We start from the raw sequence: 16,783 nt of genomic DNA on the forward strand, positions 1-16,783 counted from the left end.
GGGGAGAATAAAATGAAAAAAAGTTTCAAAAAAATTACACAAATTGTAACACTTGGTTTAGTAGTTGTTGGTTTGGCTGCTTGTGGAGCTGGAAAGAGCGATGATGCAGCAAGTAAAGGTGCAGATAGCAAAACAATCACGGTGGGGGCCAATCCAACTCCTCACGCTGAGATTTTAGAGCAAGCCAAAGCTGCCTTGAAAAAAGAAGGCTATACTTTAAAAGTGAAGGTCTTTAATGACTATATTATGCCAAATACAGCTTTAGAAGATAAGCAATTAGATGCCAACTATTTCCAAACACAACCATATTTAGATAAGTTTAATGAAGAAAAGGGCACACATATTGTTGGTGTAGGGAATGTTCACTTCGAACCACTAGGTATTTATCCTGGTAAAACTAAAACGTTAGAAGCCTTAAAAGATGGTGCAACAGTGGCTATCCCAAATGATCCATCAAATGAAGCGCGGGCTTTATTATTATTAGAAGATGCTGGCTTGATTCAATTAAAAGATGGCGCTGGTATTACGGCAACAGTGAAAGATGTTAAAGAAAATCCTAAGAATTTAAATATTAAAGAAGTTGAAGCTGCGCAAACCGCTCGTTCTTTACAAGACGTGGATATTGCAGTTGTTAATGGTAACTATGCCGTAGAAGCAAAATTAGATGTAAATAAAGATGCTTTACACGTTGAGTCTGCTGATTCAGATGCCGCTAAAACCTATGCTAATATGATTTGTGTACGTGAAGGCGATGAAAACAATAAAGCAGTTAAAGCTTTAGTGAAGGTTTTACAAAGCGATGAAATTAAGCAATTCATTGATAAAAAATATAACGGGGCAGTTGTAGCTGTTAAATAATCAAATAATTTAAGACCTAGCCAAGGCCACTTAAAAAATTTTTTAAGCGGTCGGCTAAGTCTTTTTTTATTTTCTAGTATTTTTAGCTAATTTGAAGCTAGGCAGGGTGGATTTTTTCTTTGCTTGTATTTTTGTGTTAAAATAATCGAAGGGAACTATTTTACATTTACAAGTTTTCTATTATAATAGGAAGCGAATTTGTAAACGTCGATGTTGATTGTCACTCGATTGTTTTTAGGGGGAACTGATGTTAATGTCTGATCAAAAGACAAGATATAAAGCTACAATTGATGGTCAAAACTATACGATTATTGGCCATGAATCAAAGATACATATGGATTTGGTTGTTCGTCTAGTCAATGAGCAGCTAAATGAAATCAAGGCACTCTCACCACAGATTGATAGTGAACAAGCGGCAATTTTAGCTTGTGTGAATGCAATTTCTGATCAGGTGAAAAAACAAGAACGCCTTTTAGACCTTGAAGCTGAAAATCGCGAATTACACCAAAAAACAATAAAACTAGTTGAATTGGAAAATCGGATCAAACGTATTGAAGCAATCGAAAAAGAGGCTAAGGATATTTTAGAACGTACGGGACGTAGCGATGTAAAAATTGCCAATCATGTTGAAGCACAGCAAATCTTAAATGAAGAAAGAAAGCGAACCATTCAGGAAAAGGCCAACCAACAGGTGCAGGAAGGATAAGTAATGATTAATGTCTTATTATTTTTCATGTTGATTTTTTCTTTTTATACGGGAGGAAGAAGAGGCTTAGCCTACCAATTGATTTATAGTGTGGGGTTTTTATGCTCCTTTTTATTAGCGATTGCTTTTTACCAACCTTTAGGAAAAAAGCTTGAATTATTTATTCCTTATATGTCGGTGACAGCGGATAGTAAATTAGCTTTTTACAGTCAAGAGACAGCCTTGGATTTAGATAAGGCCTATTATGCGGCTGTTTCATTTCTCATCGTTTTATTTATTGGTTGGTTATTAACCAAATTTATTGCTATTTTTTTCGTTCGTTTACGAATTGTTCGTTTAATTCAAGATTTGGATTGGCTACCAGCAGGATTGTTAAATATGGGCATTAGCTATACTTTTATTTGTTTAGTTTTGTTTATTCTAAGTATGATTCCTTTGGCAACAATTCAAAACTTGTTTTTTGAGCCCGATTTTGTTCGGCTAGTCGTTAAACACTCACCAATCCTATCATCGTTATTTCATTATTTATTGTTAAAACCATTAGGATAGGACTAGGACAAAGCTGTGCTGGATTTTGTCGTTACGTTAGAGGACAAATTCAAGTGTAGCTTTTTTTGTGCAAGGCAAGTAATCTAAAGAGAGAAAGTAGGAGAAGCGTTTGAATAAAAGAATATTACAGACTTTAGAATATGAACAAGTCAAAGCACAATTAGCTGCTTTTATCGTGACTGCACAGGGCAATGATATTTTAGCGAATTTAAGGCCGATTGATAAGGTAGAAAAATTAAAAAATTGGTTAGCTGAAACGCAAGATGCCATCAAAGTATTACGGTTACGCGGGGGCATTCCGATTCCTCAGTTGGCTAATATTGCCCCACATATGAAACGTATCGAAATTGGGGCCGATTTAAACGGCATAGAATTAGCCCAAGTAACTAAGGTTTTGACGACCACTCAAGAATTGGTGCGTTTTTTTGCTGATTTAGCGGATGCCGATATTGAATTTGAACGTCTGTATCATTGGTCTGAACAATTGCAACATCTTCCGGAAGTTACGAAAGAATTGAAACGTTCGATCGATGAAGACGGTTCTATTTTAGATGAGGCTTCAGAAGCCTTGAAAAGCATTCGTCTACAAATTCGTAAGAGTGAGCAAGCTATTCGTGAAACATTAGATAGCTTAATTCGTGGCAATAATGCGCGCTACCTAAGTGATACACTAGTAACCATGCGTAATGATCGCTATGTTATCCCAGTAAAACAAGAGTATCGGACGATTTTCGGTGGGGTAGTCCACGATCAGAGTGCTTCTGGTCAAACCCTTTTTATTGAACCAAGGCAGGTAGTGGAGTTAAATAATCGATTACGTCAACAGCAAATTGCCGAACGAACGGAAATAGAACGTATTTTAGCCGCTTTATCTGCTAGTTTGGCTCCCTTTAGACGTGAAATTAGTCATAATGCAACCGTTATTGGCTTTTTTGATTTTATGAATGCGAAGGCTAGCTATGCTAAGCAAATGAAAGCAACGGTTCCAATAATTAATGCGCAGCAGTATGTAGCCTTAAAAGCTGCCCGTCATCCATTGATTTCTCAAGAAAAAGTGGTGGCCAATGATATTATGATTGGAGAAAATTATCAAACGGTAGTAATTACCGGCCCAAATACTGGGGGAAAAACCATCACCTTAAAAACCTTGGGAATTTTACAATTAATGGCGCAATCCGGCTTACCAATTTTAGCCGATGATGAAAGTCAAGTCGGTGTATTTAAGGAAATTTTTGCTGATATTGGTGACGAGCAGTCGATTGAGCAAAATCTATCAACTTTTTCTTCACATATGACCAATATTGTCGATATTTTAAGAAGAGCCGATCATCAAAGCTTAGTATTATTTGATGAATTAGGTGCTGGAACAGATCCTCAAGAAGGTGCCGCTTTGGCGATTGCTATTTTAGATGAGATGCATCAACGCCAGTGCTATGTGATGGCGACTACCCATTATCCAGAATTAAAGGCTTATGGTTATAATCGTAAAGGAACGATTAATGCTTCAATGGAATTTGATGTGGATACATTAAGTCCGACTTATCGCCTATTAATTGGTGTCCCTGGTCGTAGTAATGCCTTTGAAATTTCTAAACGTTTAGGCTTAGCTGCACCGATTATTCAACAAGCGCGTCAAATTATGGATGGTGAGAGTCAGGACTTAAATGAAATGATTGCTGATTTAGAAAATCGTCGTAAAATGACGGAGACAGAGTACCTGGAATTACGCCATCATGTAGCTGAAGCTGAAAAATTACATCATGATTTAAAAGAAGCGTACAGCTATTTCTTTGAAGAAAGAGAAAACGAGTTGGCCAAAGCGAGAAAGCAAGCCAATGAATTGGTTGAAAAGGCGCAAGAAGAAGCAGAGGGCATTATTGCGGATATTCGTAAGCTCCAATTGTTGCAAGGACAAGGAAACGTCAAAGAGCATCAATTAATTGAAGCCAAGAGTAAATTAGCTGACTTGCAGCATCCAGAGGAACATTTAAAGAAAAATAAGGTCTTACAAAAGGCTAAACGTGCCAAAACGTTAAAAGCAGGCGATGAAGTGTTAGTTGAATCATATGGGCAAAGAGGGACCTTATTACAAAAGGTGGGCAATCATCAATGGCAAGTTCAAATGGGCATTTTAAAAATGACCATTGCAGAAGATGAATTACAGGTAGTCACACCGATTGAAGAACCAGCCAAACGAGTCATTCATACGGTTCGTTCTGCTCAAGTTTCACATGTTGCCACTCAATTAGACTTACGTGGAAAACGTTATGAAGAAGCATTAAATGAAGTAGATCAGTACATTGATGCAGCGATATTGGCTGGTTATCCACAAGTGACGATTGTCCATGGTAAAGGAACCGGTGCATTGCGTCAAGGAATTACTCAGTATCTACAAAATCATCGCAGTGTGGCCTCCTTTGCCTTTGCACCAGCTAATCAAGGTGGCAATGGCGCAACAATTGTCAAATTTAAATAAGCAATCAGCTAGTTTGAGCGATTGTTTTTGAAAAAAGTCTGATTCGTGCTATAATGCATTACAGAATTATCGGAGGTGAGAAAATGGCAAAAGAAATTACAGATGCTACATTTTCAGAAGAAATTAGTGAAGGTTTAGTTTTAGTAGATTTTTGGGCACCTTGGTGTGGACCATGTCGGATGCAAGCACCAATTTTAGATCAATTATCACAAAAATACGATGAAACTGAACTAAAAATTACTAAGCTAAATGTTGATGATAATCCAAAAACAGCGCAAGCCTTCCAAGTTATGAGTATTCCAACTTTACTATTCTTTAAAGATGGAGAACTAGTTGAAAAACGTGTTGGTGTTCAACCAAAACCAGCTTTGGAAGCAATCGTTGAACAATTTGCTTAATTTAATAAAATGAGGGGTCGACTGTTTAGCCGGCCTCTTTTTTGGTGAGATAAATGAATGAACATATTAAAGAAAAATTAGCCTTACTCCCTGATCAACCTGGTTGCTATTTAATGAAAAATAGTCAAAATCAGATTATTTATGTAGGCAAGGCAAAAGTTTTAAAAAATCGTGTTCGAAGCTATTTTACAGGTAGCCATAATACGAAAACAGAATTGTTGGTTTCAGAAATTGCTGATTTTGAGTATATTGTGACTGAATCCAATATCGAAGCCTTATTATTGGAAATTAATCTGATTAAGAAAAATCAACCGAAGTATAATATTTTATTAAAAGATGATAAAACCTATCCGTTTATCAAAATTACCAATGAAAAATATCCTAGATTATTAATCACCCGTAAAGTATTAAAAGACAAGGCGTATTATTTTGGCCCTTATCCAAATGTTGGCGCAGCGAATGAAACGAAAAAATTACTGGATCGTCTTTTTCCGTTACGCAAGTGTCAGGTTTTGCCTAAAGAGGTTTGTTTATACTATCATATGCATCAATGTTTAGCACCTTGTGTTTTTAACGTAGATCCAGCTGAATATCAAAAGATGGTCCAAGAGATTCGTCGTTTTTTAAATGGCGATTATCAAGAAATTCGCCAGCAAATCGTGGAAAAAATGCAGGCAGCCTCTGAAGAGCTATTATTTGAAAAAGCAGCAGAATATCGAGACCAAATCAAGGCGATTGATACGATTATGACGCGCCAAAAAATGACCCAAACCGATTTTGTCAATCGCGATGTCTTTGGTTATTATGTCGAACGAGGTTGGCTATGTGTGCAGGTCTTTTTTGTTAGACAAGGCAAACTCATTCAGCGTGATGTGACGAGTTTTCCTATTTATGATGAACCTGAGGAGAGTTTTTTAACCTTTATGGGTCAGTTTTATCAAAAGGATGAGCATTTACTTCCTAATGAAATCTTGGTTCCACCATCGATTGATTTGGAAAGTGCACAAGCCTTAGTTGATTGCAAAGTATTACAACCCCAACGAGGCGAGAAAAAGAAATTAGTCTTTCTAGCCAATAAAAATGCGCAGGTTGCCTTGCAAGAAAAGTTTGCATTAATTGATAAAAAACAAGAAAAAACGCTAGGTGCGATTCAAGCGCTAGGTGATGCGATGGGGATTGTACCACCTACTCGCATTGAGGCTTTTGATAATTCGAATATTTCTGGAACCAATCCAGTTTCGGCGATGGTGGTCTTTATAGATGGTAAACCAGCTAAAAAAGAATATCGCAAATATAAGATTAAAACTGTTCAAGGTCCAGATGATTATGCTTCAATGCGTGAGGTAATCTATCGGCGGTATTCAAGAGTATTAAAAGAAGGCCTGCCGCTACCTGATTTGATTATTATCGATGGAGGAAAAGGGCAGGTCGATGCAGCAAAAGAGGTATTAGAAAATCAACTAGGTTTGGATTTGCCGATTGCGGGACTTGCTAAAAACGATAAGCATAAAACGAGTGAGTTATTATTTGGTCGTGAATTATCTGTTGTTGGTTTACAACATAATTCGCAAGCGTTCTTTTTATTACAAAGAATCCAAGATGAGGTCCATCGATTTGCGATAACCTTTCATCGCAAGCTACGTAGTAAAAATAGTTTCGCTTCTCAATTAGATCAGATCGCTGGCCTTGGACCAAAGCGTAAACAGCAATTACTCAAAGAATTTAAATCATTAAAGAATATTCAACAAGCAACCGTTGAAGAACTGAACCAACATCTACCGAAAAATGTTGCTCAAAGTGTTTGGCAATATTTTCATGAAGAAAATAAAGAATAAAAAAGCCGACTTACATCAGCTAATCTATCTTTGAATAGATCATTCTAATGTAAGTCGGTTTCATTATTATTTTTCACGAATCACTTCGATTTTGTAGCCATCTGGATCAATGATGAAGTAATAAGAAGGTTGTGTGCCAGGTAGGCCTTTAAGATCAGTTACTTCAAAACCAGCTTCTACATGCTTTTTATGTAAGTCTTCTAAGTTATCAACTGCAATAGCAATATGTCCATAGCCGTCACCTAGGTTATAGGCACCGTGGTCATAGTTATACGTTAATTCTAACTCATAGTCATCACCAGGTAAGGTCATATAAACAAGAGTGAATTTGTGATCTGGAAAATCACGACGACGGCTTTCTTCAAAACCGAATGCTTCTTGATAAAATTTTACTGATTCTTCTAAATTTTTTACACGAACACAAGTATGTGCCATTTTCATAGAAAATCATCCTTTCAAGCTATAGTAATTGTATTTTAACATAAAGCCTAATTTGAAAACAATTATTCTGTTTTTGTTTGCTGCTTGGCAAGAAAAGCTATTGCTCAAAGTCTAAATTTACAGTACAATCAAAAAAAGAATAGTAAAAAAGACGAGAAAGTGAATCGTATCGTTGTCTGCATCGCATTTTTTCGTTATTGTTGGTACCCTGGTGAAAAGTAGGGGTTAGTAAGTAGAGGGCATGTGAGTGAGCTGATACTCGGTAAATAAGCCAAGTTGCTGAAAAAATCTTAAAATGTGATGGATTTTTCCATCCACTTGGAACTTATTTACTCGTATCAAAACGCTCGCTTGATAGCCTCTAAAAACGGCATCAATCGAGCTGCTATTCGGTAAATAAGCAACTATCCCCAAAAAGTGTTAACATACACGCACTTTTTGTGGCTAGTTCGACTTATTTACTCATAGCAAACCGCTCGCTTGATAGCCTCTAAAAAGGAGTGGTAAGATGGAAGAGGCAATTTTTGGTGTGAAATTAGCGGGTAAGGATTATCAAGATCGTTTTGGGGCTTATGGAATTGTTAGTAATGAGGAAGGAAAAATCATTCTCGTACAGGCGCCAAACGGAGCTTATTTTTTACCGGGTGGTGGGATTGAAGCTGGGGAAGATCAAAAGCAGGCCATCGCTCGTGAAATGATGGAAGAACTAGGCTATCAGGTGGAAATTGGTACATATTTAGGTGAAGCGACTGAATATTTTTATTCAAGCCATCGAGATATTTATTTTAGACATCCGGGCTATTTTTATGTCATTAGTGCTTGGCAAAGTGTTTGTCAGCCGTTGGAAAAAAACAATCAACTATTTTGGGTAACTGGCGATGATGCGATGCTTTTGTTAAAACGTGGCAGTCATCGTTGGGCTGTACAGAAATGGATGAAATTCAATCAAGTATAGAAAAAAGGGACTGGCTTAAAAAGCTGGTCCCATTTTTTTAAAATTGAAGCAAGGTTATGATATTCAAAGTACGAATGATTATTTTAAGACATACTTTTTCACTGCTTGGGCCACGCCATGTTCTTCATTAGAGGCAGTAATCACATCCGCATGTTTTTTTACATTATCCGTTGCATTTCCCATCGCTACACCGATACCTGCATAGTTAATCATTGGTAAGTCGTTTTCGTTGTCGCCAATCGCCATGACTTCATCTGCAGAGAGGTTTAAAAATTGCGCTAGACTTTCTAGTGCGATTCCCTTATTTACATTTTTATTTAAAATTTCTAGAAAATAAGGAGAACTTTTGACGATGGTAAAGCGTTCAAAATATTCTTGTGGAATTTGTTTAATCCCAGCATCTAAAATTTCTTCATCATCAATCATCATGATTTTAATGATGTTTAATTCTTCTCCCATCTCTGCAGGTGTACGATATTTAACCGGCATGTTGACTAAATAAGCTTCACGAACAGTATGTGGACTAATATCACGATTAGCCGTAAACATCGTGTCTTCAGTTGTAGCATGTAGGTGGACACCGATTTTTCTCGATAGATATTCCAAATCATTGTAATCTGCTAAGGTTAAACCGTGTTGTGAAACAATTTCTTTCGTACTAGTGTTTTGGACTAAAGAACCGTTGTAGCTAATTACATAGTCTTCGCCACTAAAAAGATCCAATTCATTTAAATAATTTAATACACCAGGTAACGGTCTGCCTGTGCATAAGACAACTTTTACACCCTGAGCTTTTGCAGCTTGCAAAGCTTCTTTTACCTCAGGAGTAATTTGGTGTTGATTATTAATGAGTGTTCCATCAATATCAATAGCAATTAGTTTAATCGACATAAGCTCCCCCTTAAATCTGTTTTATTCAACCAATGCGCCATTATGAATATGACGTTTAAATTGATTGTAAGTCTCATAAAATAAATCATAATTGTCTTGTAGCGATTGGTCAACCATTTCTTTAGGAAAATAAAAACGATCGTCCCCCTGACCTTGACCAGCCAAAGCAGCCACTAATGGACTAATGGTGGATAGTTCGACCAAACTACCATCTAACTGTTGTAATTCAATTTGAGTTCTTGGCTTACGTACATCTGGTCGATACAAATCATAGGGTAAATCAAAGCTTGAATGAATCGCTGTATAGTATTTAGCAAAAAAGCCTGCTTTTTCCACGTAATTTTGCATCATAGGAATTTGTGCTTGTTGCTTGTCTGCTTGGAATTTAATTGATTTAAATGGTTTACGATTTAAAAAGCGTTTGGCCAAATCACTTAAAATTTGATCGGGATGGTTGCGCCAATAATGAAAACAAGTGGTTAACACCCCATCATCTAGTTCCAAATAATCCTCTAAATGAAAGTTTTCAGCCAAAAATGGTAATAGTAAGCCAACTTCACGGCTGAAGATGGTTTGATTGTTTTTATATAGTTCACTCGCTCGATTTAATAAATGCTCTAATACGACTTCCATCCCTCGAGAGGTTGGGTGGAAGTAAATTTGCATATACATTTGATAGCGACTAATAATATAGTCCTCAATGGCGTGCATCCCACTAATCGAAAAAATAATGCCTTTTTTATGTGGACGAATATCGCGTAAAATCCTAGTTAAATCAAAGGTACCATATTCAGTTCCGGTATAATAAGCATCGCGTAGCAGATAATCCATCCGATCGGCATCGATTTGGCTAGAGATAATTTGAACGACTTGTGGATTAGGATAAGTTTTTTGAATTACGCTAGCTACCTTTTCTGGAAAGCCTGCTGCCACCCGATTTAAAATTTGATAAATTTCTGTTTTAGGTGAAGTAATTATTTGAACCGTTAATGCTTCGTGATCGGTATGAAAAATATGTTCAAAGGTATGAGAATAAGGACCATGACCAACATCGTGCAATAGTGCAGCACACAAAGTCACTAAGCGCTCTTCATCATTCCAACCATCCTCACCAAATTGTTCGACTGAATAGTTTTTTTGAAAAATATCACAGATTTGTCGAGCAATTTCATAGACACCGAGTGAATGTGAAAAGCGACTATGCTCAGCTCCGTGAAAGGTAAAAGAGGCGGTCCCAAGTTGTTTAATTCGACGTAATCGTTGGAACTCACTTGAATTAATTAGATCCCAAATAACCCGAGATTGGACGTGGATATAAGTATGGATTGGATCACGAAAGACTTTTTCTCTAGGTAAGACTTGATCTTTGTATGGTATAGGCATCACAACCCCTCCTTTAAGGCTATATTTCGCTTCAGCATGGATTGGAAGCGTTGATTTAATAAGCTTTCTAGTTGGTTGCTTTGAATCCATTGGCTCGTTTTGAATTGTTGACTGATAGTTAATTGTTTGGCTAATTGATCAATCGTTTGTTTCAAGGTCCATTCTTGCTGGAGCAGTTCGCTGATTGTAATCATTGATTTGGGATTAACTTTAGGAAAGCTAAAGCTTTGATTTTTTTCACTTTCAGCTAATTGATAGAAAGTTTGAATTAGTTTACCGCGCAACTCTTGATTACCATTGATTGACAGATACATCATCACAGCTACCCCATTTGCGACACGTCGTTGGGCAAGACCAGCGATTTTTTGATGGTTGACACTTAAATCGTAGCTGCCAGGACAATAAGAATCCGCTATTTCACCAGCTTGGATGGTTAATTGCGGGAAGCTTGCTTGTAATAAGTCTAATAGCTTTTGATAACCTTCTTCAATTGAAGTAATCATCTGCTTAGGAAAGGCTAGCGTAAGATTTAATATACCTGGATCACTAACAACTGCTAACCCACCAGCATTACGAATAATCGTTTCGAAACCTTGTTCATGTAAAAAATCCACACCTTTTTTAAATTGGGCTAGTTGTTGATCACGCATACCTAAAATAACTAAAGGATCTGTCGACCAAGTATGGATAAAGCATTGATTCAATTCCCCAGCACATTGTGTAAACGTATCGGTTACGGCAAAAGGTAAGTAGATATTTTCAAATGTATAATGATCATGAGCAAATTGCGTATATTGCATCATGGAACTCACTCCTCATAAAATAAAAAATTAACGCTTATCTATTATTATATACGAGGAATTTGTAAACGAGTATGAAAAATCGCTTTTTCATGGAAAAAAAGTGCGAAATGTGTTACATATATATTGAAAAGAAAATGCAAGGTTGAAAGGAAGCGATCGTTTGCAATTAGTTTCAAATGGAATTCCGATTAATATAAAGCTAGAGACATCCATTGTCCAAAATGAACATCAACAAAATTTTATCTATGAAAGTGTTGGGCAGGCTGTTCAAGTAGGCAATAATTGGTATATTCGATATGAAGAAAAGGCTGAAAATGGCGAGCAGTTTCAAGTGATGGTTAAGTTCTGTCAAGATGGTTCGATTCATTTGACTAGACAAGGTGCATTTAGAACGAAACTTCGCTTTGTGCCAGGGGAGTTAACAGAAACAGCCTATCAAACCCCTTATGGGACGATGTTGTTGGTCACTAAAACAAAGCAACTACAATTGGAATTTTCAGAAACACCATTCAGAGGCCAATTAAAATTGGTATATGAGTTATCAACTGGTGAAGAAATAGTCGGAAATTATCAATTATTTTTAGATTTTAAGGCTTAAGTCAAACAAAAACAGGCTTTTTTTCTAAGAACAATTGCTTTTTTTGTTAGTTTTTTGTATGATTAAGCGTAGACTTTGAAAGGACGTGTCTTGAGTGGAATTGAACGTATTTGATGGAATGAATCGAAATGAGCTTTCAATGATCGAAGTTGCTCATGCTATTTTAGAACAACGCGAAGATGTGATGGACTTTACCGATCTTGTCAACCAGATTCAAGTATTTTTGAATAAATCTGATGTTGAAATTCGTGAGTCTTTAGCACAATTTTATACTGACTTAAATATTGATGGTAGTTTTATTTCTTTAGGAGAAAATCGTTGGGGCTTGCGTTCATGGTATGCAATTGATTCAATCGATGAAGAGTTGAACCATGGCTTAGATGATGAGGATGAAGAAAATCAACCACGTCGTAAACGTAAGAAAGTTAATGCCTTTATTAATGATGATGAAGATGCAATTGACTATAACGATGATGATCCAGAAGATACTGATTTAAGTGATGACGATGATGATGACGATTTATTCGATGATGAAGATGAAGATGAAGAAATCGCTGAATATGACTCTGATCTAAAAGAAATCGGTGCAACTGATGATGACGATGAGGAAGATATTCCTTCTGGGATTGAAGATGATTTAACCATTATCGATGACGAGGAAGAAGAAGACGATTTATACGATGATGAAGAAGAGTTATAATTAAAAAAGTAGCCTCCAATTTTGGAGGCTACTTTTTAATTGTCGTTATGAAAGAATTGATTAGCGATGCGTTTCCCTTGTTCGATTTTGGCCCATTGCTGTTCAGAAGAAAGTTCATTTCCACAGTCACATGAGGCAAATCCACATTGATGAGATAGATATAATCTTTCTTTAGGAATGATGTTGCTTGCTTTAGTTAAAAGCTCAAAAACGCGTTTTTCATCATCCAAATGGGCAGTTTTACTAGATAGTAAGCCTAATACAATCTCGACATTTGCCTTATCCTTTAATACCGCTAAGGCTTCGATATCACCTGCGCGCTCATCATCCCATTCTAAGAAGAAGCGATCGTAGTGTTGGTCTCTTAAGAATTTTTCAGCAATTGCTTGATAACTGCCACCTGCAGCGTGACGACTTTGATAATTTCCACGGCAGTTGTGTGTCCACACTTTTAAGCCTAGCTGATGTGCATAATCGATAATCTCGTTATTAATGGCGATGAATTCATCTGCTAGTGCCTCTAGTCCATCGTTTCCTTGAGCAAAAAAGCTTTTTTTATTGTCTTCAGCAAATAACTCCCATAAGCAATCATCAAATTGTACAATCTCGCCACCAATTTGTTGGTACTCATCTAAAAATTCTTTATAAGCATTGAGTAACCCTTCTTTTAATGCTTCCTTGGTAGCATAAACTTGATTTTCTCCGTATAGTCCTTTAAAGACAGCAAGTTCTGTAAAAGCATGGGCAGCCCCCCAAACCGTAATTTTTACCGGTGTATCTCCAGCTAAGGCTTTAGTTTTTTTATAAAGCGTCAAATAATGATGGTTTTTACCAGAAAGTGGTGCGAAAATTTCAATGCCGATATCTTTACGTGTTTCAAAATGGCCACCATCTAAATCTTCAAATATATAGCCTTGATCTGCAATAAACCTTTTCACACCAGCAAAGCCCCAGATGAAATCAAGATGCCACATTGAACGACCATGTTCGCCATCAGTAATGATTGATAATTCGTGTTCCTTTTGTTTAGCAACGATATCTTCAATTGATTTGGCTTCGGTTTCTTGATAGCCGGGTAATTGGTCATAAAACGGGTATTGAATATCTTCACGATGTTCGATTTCGTTTTTGTAAGTTAGTAAATCAGCTGGTCTTAATAGTGAACCAACAAGTTGAAATTTATCTGTATAAGTCATAGTAGTCCCTCCAAATGCTTGTTGGAGTCATTTTAACAAAAAAATCATTATATAGATAATACTAAAAAGTTTTATCATCATATAGCTAAAAACTATAACGAGAGGAGAATCGCCTGGATTACTAAAAGTCTGTTTGACAATTTGGCTTCTCTAGGCTAAGCTTATTGAAGAAAACGATTACGATAGTTAATAAAAAGAAAAACCTCCTCTAATAACAATTAGAGAAGGCTGAACGAACAATTGATTACGCACCTTAAGGGAATCGAACCCCTGTCTCAAGAACCGGAATCTTGCGTGATATCCACTACACTAAAGGTGCTCAACGTTTATATTTTACATAAAATTCAGTGTTATGACAAGAGGTATCCTATGAAATTTGAACAACATGTTTCACAAAGCCAAAAACAAACGCAATCGCAAAAGCTTGTTTTGACCCAGCAATTACAGCAGTCTTTACAAGTTTTACATTTTTCTATAGAAGAACTCAATCAATTTATTCAAGCAAAATCAATGGAAAATCCCTTAATCGAATTAAAGGAAGCTAGTTATAGTACAGGCTATTCTAAACCTAAAAACGCTAGTGGAAAAGAGCTAGATACATTGATTCAAGTGCCAGATCGCAAAGAATCCTTATTTGAACATCTATTACAACAGATTCATTTAAATTATCGCGATACTTATCTACGCACGCTTGTATTGTTTTTGGTTGAATATATTGATTTAAATGGTTATTTAAAGATTTCTTTAGAGGAAGCACAACAAAAAACCGGTGCTGAGTATATTCAATTATTAGATGCTTTAACCTTGATTCAACGTTTGGATCCTGCAGGTGTAGGAGCGAGAAATCTACAAGAATGTTTGATGCTACAAACTGAGCGCGATCAGTTAGCACCAAATCTTGCTTACCTTGTTTTAGAAGAGTATTTCGAAGCTTTTGCTGAACGAAAATGGGAACAAATTGCTAAAGATATCGACTGTACGCTTGCAGAGATTCAGCAAATTTTTGATTATGTCCAAACCTTAACGCCTACACCTGGGGCTAGCTATGGTTCGACAGAGGGGTTATATATCATCCCGGATTTAACGGTCAGAATTGCTGATGACAAATTAATCGTGACAAATAATCGACAAGGCGTTCCTGAACTGAAATTTCATCAGCAATACTTCGATCGCCTAAAACAAAACAAAGATAGTGAAGTGGAGCATTATTTAAATCAAAAAATGCAAGAATTCGAGACACTGCAAAAAGCGCTTATCCAGCGTGGAGATACAGTCTTAGAGGTTGGAAAATATCTTATTGAGCATCAACAAGCCTTTTTCTTTGATGAAAAGAGACCTCTGCAGCCTCTGACGATGCGTGAAGTAGCTGATGCTTTACAAATTCATGAATCGACTGTCTCGCGCGCAGTGAATGGAAAGTATTTAGAGTGTGACTTTGGAATCTTTGAATTAAAGCAATTTTTTGTGCAGAAATTAGCGATGCAAAGTGGCGGTGAGATTGCCAATACTGCTATTAAAGAGCAATTAAGACAATTGATTAACGAAGAAGATAAGCGTAAACCATTATCTGATCAAAAAATTGTCGATTTATTCCAAAAATCAGGAATTGAAATTTCGCGAAGAACGGTAGCTAAATATCGAGACGAGTTGCATATTCCTAGCTCATCTAAGCGTAAGCGTTACGATGATTAAGGCGATGAAGTCGTAGCTATGAAAGAAGATATAGGGACTTTTTTTGTCCCAATATCTTCTTTTTGTGTTAACTAGGCAATAGGTAGCTAAATATTTTTGAAAATAAAAAAGAATATTGTATTGATTATTTTCTGAAAAGATGATATGATTATATCTGTGATGAGGAAGTAATCCAAAAAGCACAAATTTTTTTATCCGACATGGGTCAATATTTGTCTCGATAGGACGATAATTGTCCAACGGAGGAAAAAGCAATGTTAAATGATTTGAAATTGATTGGTTCAGTTGTTCCTGAAGTCATTCCGATGCTTCAACAGCGTTATCGAATTTTGCAGGCGATATACTGGATGCAACCAATTGGCCGCAGGGCTTTAGCAGAACATCTTTCGTTAACTGAAAGGACTTTGCGTTCAGAAACTGATTTTTTGCGCAAGATAGAGTTTATTTCAACTTCGAAAAGTGGGATGCGTTTGACTGCAGTTGGTGAAGATATTTATAATCAATTGGGTAGCTTGATGGATCAAGTCCTAGGTATGCAGCAGATTGAATTACGCTTGGCTGAATATTTGGGCATTGCTCGTTGTGTGATTGCAACTGGGGATAGTGATAAACAGAATCAAGTGATTAGCCGATTAGGAAAATTATTGTACCAATTGTTAGCCGATCAATTGCCTGATGGTGAAAATATTATTGCAGTAATGGGTGGGACAACCATGGCCCAGGCTGCTGAACAATTTGAAAATTTAGAAACAGCGAAGCGACATAATTTATTTGTTCCTGCTAGAGGCGGTATCGGTGAGCTGATGAATGTACAGGCGAATACAGTAAGTGCTGTAATGGCGATGCGTACAAATGGTGCTTATCGAGCAATTTATGTACCAGAGCAGTTGAGTTTAAATACTTACGAGAGTCTGCTACAAGAGCCGGCCATTGCTGAGGTGCTAGCGCTAATGCAAGGAGCCAACTGTGTAATTCACAGTATTGGTCGGGCATTACCGATGGCGGCACGACGAAAAATGAGCGAGACAGATATTTTATTGTTGAAACGTAAAGGTGCTGTTGCTGAATCTTTTGGTTATTTTTTCAATGAAAAGGGACAAATTGTTTACAAATCACCTAGAATCGGGTTAAAATTAAGTCAATTGCAGGATGTACCTTATGTCTATGCAATTGCAGGTGGAAGAAGTAAGGCAAAGGCGATTGCCGCGTATATGAAAAATGCGCCAAAGCAAACGTGTTTGATTACTGATGAAGCCGTTGCAAGTGAGATTTTAAAAGGGGCAACCCTTTAAAATAAAAATT

The 16,783-nt window shown here is 36.8% G+C and carries 16 protein-coding genes and 1 tRNA gene; 11 read left to right on the forward strand and 6 right to left on the reverse strand.

What is annotated here, in order from left to right; translation table 11 throughout:
• Positions 1-12 precede the first annotated feature (12 nt).
• From RK02_RS00595 to uvrC, 6 genes are all read left to right on the forward strand, one after another.
• Entirely contained in the window at positions 13-858 is an 846-nt protein-coding gene (locus tag RK02_RS00595) for a MetQ/NlpA family ABC transporter substrate-binding protein (protein ID WP_016182291.1), read from the forward strand.
• Between the two features lie 253 nt (positions 859-1,111).
• A complete protein-coding gene (gene zapA, locus RK02_RS00600) occupies positions 1,112-1,564 on the forward strand; it encodes a cell division protein ZapA (protein ID WP_026231415.1) in 453 nt (150 codons plus the stop codon).
• Positions 1,565-1,567: 3 nt separating this feature from the next.
• Positions 1,568-2,113, forward strand: coding sequence for a CvpA family protein (locus tag RK02_RS00605; RefSeq protein ID WP_016182293.1), 546 nt, complete (start codon positions 1,568-1,570; stop codon positions 2,111-2,113).
• A gap of 109 nt (positions 2,114-2,222) precedes the next feature.
• On the forward strand, positions 2,223-4,589 hold the full coding sequence (locus RK02_RS00610; RefSeq protein WP_016182294.1) for an endonuclease MutS2: 2,367 nt from the start codon (positions 2,223-2,225) through the stop codon (positions 4,587-4,589).
• A gap of 83 nt (positions 4,590-4,672) precedes the next feature.
• The gene (gene trxA / locus RK02_RS00615) at positions 4,673-4,987 is read left to right on the forward strand and encodes a thioredoxin (protein ID WP_016182295.1); all 315 of its coding nucleotides are present in this window, start codon (positions 4,673-4,675) and stop codon (positions 4,985-4,987) included.
• Positions 4,988-5,040: 53 nt separating this feature from the next.
• Positions 5,041-6,822: an excinuclease ABC subunit UvrC gene (gene uvrC, locus RK02_RS00620; RefSeq protein WP_016182296.1), complete on the forward strand. Its 1,782-nt coding sequence runs from the start codon at positions 5,041-5,043 to the stop codon at positions 6,820-6,822.
• 66 nt (positions 6,823-6,888) lie between these two features.
• On the opposite strand, the gene gloA is transcribed toward uvrC, so the two are convergent.
• Complete coding sequence (gloA, locus tag RK02_RS00625; protein ID WP_016182297.1) at positions 6,889-7,263, reverse strand: lactoylglutathione lyase; 375 nt, start codon at positions 7,261-7,263, stop codon at positions 6,889-6,891.
• A gap of 508 nt (positions 7,264-7,771) precedes the next feature.
• On the opposite strand from gloA, the gene RK02_RS00630 reads away from it, so the two are divergent.
• Positions 7,772-8,218 (forward strand): NUDIX hydrolase, encoded by a 447-nt coding sequence (locus RK02_RS00630; protein WP_016182298.1) that lies wholly within the window; start codon positions 7,772-7,774, stop codon positions 8,216-8,218.
• Between the two features lie 78 nt (positions 8,219-8,296).
• On the opposite strand, the gene yidA is transcribed toward RK02_RS00630, so the two are convergent.
• The 3 genes from yidA to RK02_RS00645 are packed head-to-tail and all read right to left on the reverse strand — an operon-like array spanning position 8,297 to position 11,295.
• Complete coding sequence (gene yidA, locus RK02_RS00635) at positions 8,297-9,109, reverse strand: sugar-phosphatase (protein ID WP_016182299.1); 813 nt, start codon at positions 9,107-9,109, stop codon at positions 8,297-8,299.
• Between the two features lie 21 nt (positions 9,110-9,130).
• Positions 9,131-10,492, reverse strand: coding sequence for an HD domain-containing protein (locus RK02_RS00640; RefSeq protein ID WP_016182300.1), 1,362 nt, complete (start codon positions 10,490-10,492; stop codon positions 9,131-9,133).
• Positions 10,492-11,295 carry a lipoate--protein ligase family protein gene (locus RK02_RS00645; RefSeq protein ID WP_016182301.1) on the reverse strand — a complete coding sequence of 268 codons (804 nt, stop codon included), beginning with the start codon at positions 11,293-11,295 and terminating at the stop codon, positions 10,492-10,494. The genes RK02_RS00640 and RK02_RS00645 overlap by 1 nt, the downstream gene beginning before the upstream one ends.
• 160 nt (positions 11,296-11,455) lie before the next feature.
• Here RK02_RS00645 and RK02_RS00650 point away from each other — a divergent pair, with 160 nt between their 5' ends.
• Complete coding sequence (locus RK02_RS00650) at positions 11,456-11,893, forward strand: YwiB family protein (RefSeq protein ID WP_016182302.1); 438 nt, start codon at positions 11,456-11,458, stop codon at positions 11,891-11,893.
• A gap of 94 nt (positions 11,894-11,987) precedes the next feature.
• Positions 11,988-12,593 carry a DNA-directed RNA polymerase subunit delta gene (gene rpoE, locus RK02_RS00655; protein ID WP_016182303.1) on the forward strand — a complete coding sequence of 202 codons (606 nt, stop codon included), beginning with the start codon at positions 11,988-11,990 and terminating at the stop codon, positions 12,591-12,593.
• 35 nt (positions 12,594-12,628) lie between these two features.
• On the opposite strand, the gene RK02_RS00660 is transcribed toward rpoE, so the two are convergent.
• Positions 12,629-13,789, reverse strand: a complete 1,161-nt coding sequence (locus tag RK02_RS00660) for a cobalamin-independent methionine synthase II family protein (protein WP_016182304.1) — start codon at positions 13,787-13,789, stop codon at positions 12,629-12,631.
• A 247-nt stretch (positions 13,790-14,036) separates the two neighbouring features.
• Positions 14,037-14,108: transfer RNA gene (locus RK02_RS00665), tRNA-Arg, on the reverse strand.
• Positions 14,109-14,158: 50 nt separating this feature from the next.
• Between RK02_RS00665 and rpoN the strand changes: the two genes are divergently transcribed.
• Positions 14,159-15,481: an RNA polymerase factor sigma-54 gene (rpoN, locus tag RK02_RS00670; protein WP_016182305.1), complete on the forward strand. Its 1,323-nt coding sequence runs from the start codon at positions 14,159-14,161 to the stop codon at positions 15,479-15,481.
• 254 nt (positions 15,482-15,735) lie between these two features.
• Positions 15,736-16,773, forward strand: coding sequence for a sugar-binding transcriptional regulator (locus RK02_RS00675; protein ID WP_016182306.1), 1,038 nt, complete (start codon positions 15,736-15,738; stop codon positions 16,771-16,773).
• Positions 16,774-16,783: the final 10 nt, after the last annotated feature.

The organism is Enterococcus columbae DSM 7374 = ATCC 51263, from assembly GCF_000406925.1.
GTDB lineage: Bacteria > Bacillota > Bacilli > Lactobacillales > Enterococcaceae > Enterococcus_E > Enterococcus_E columbae.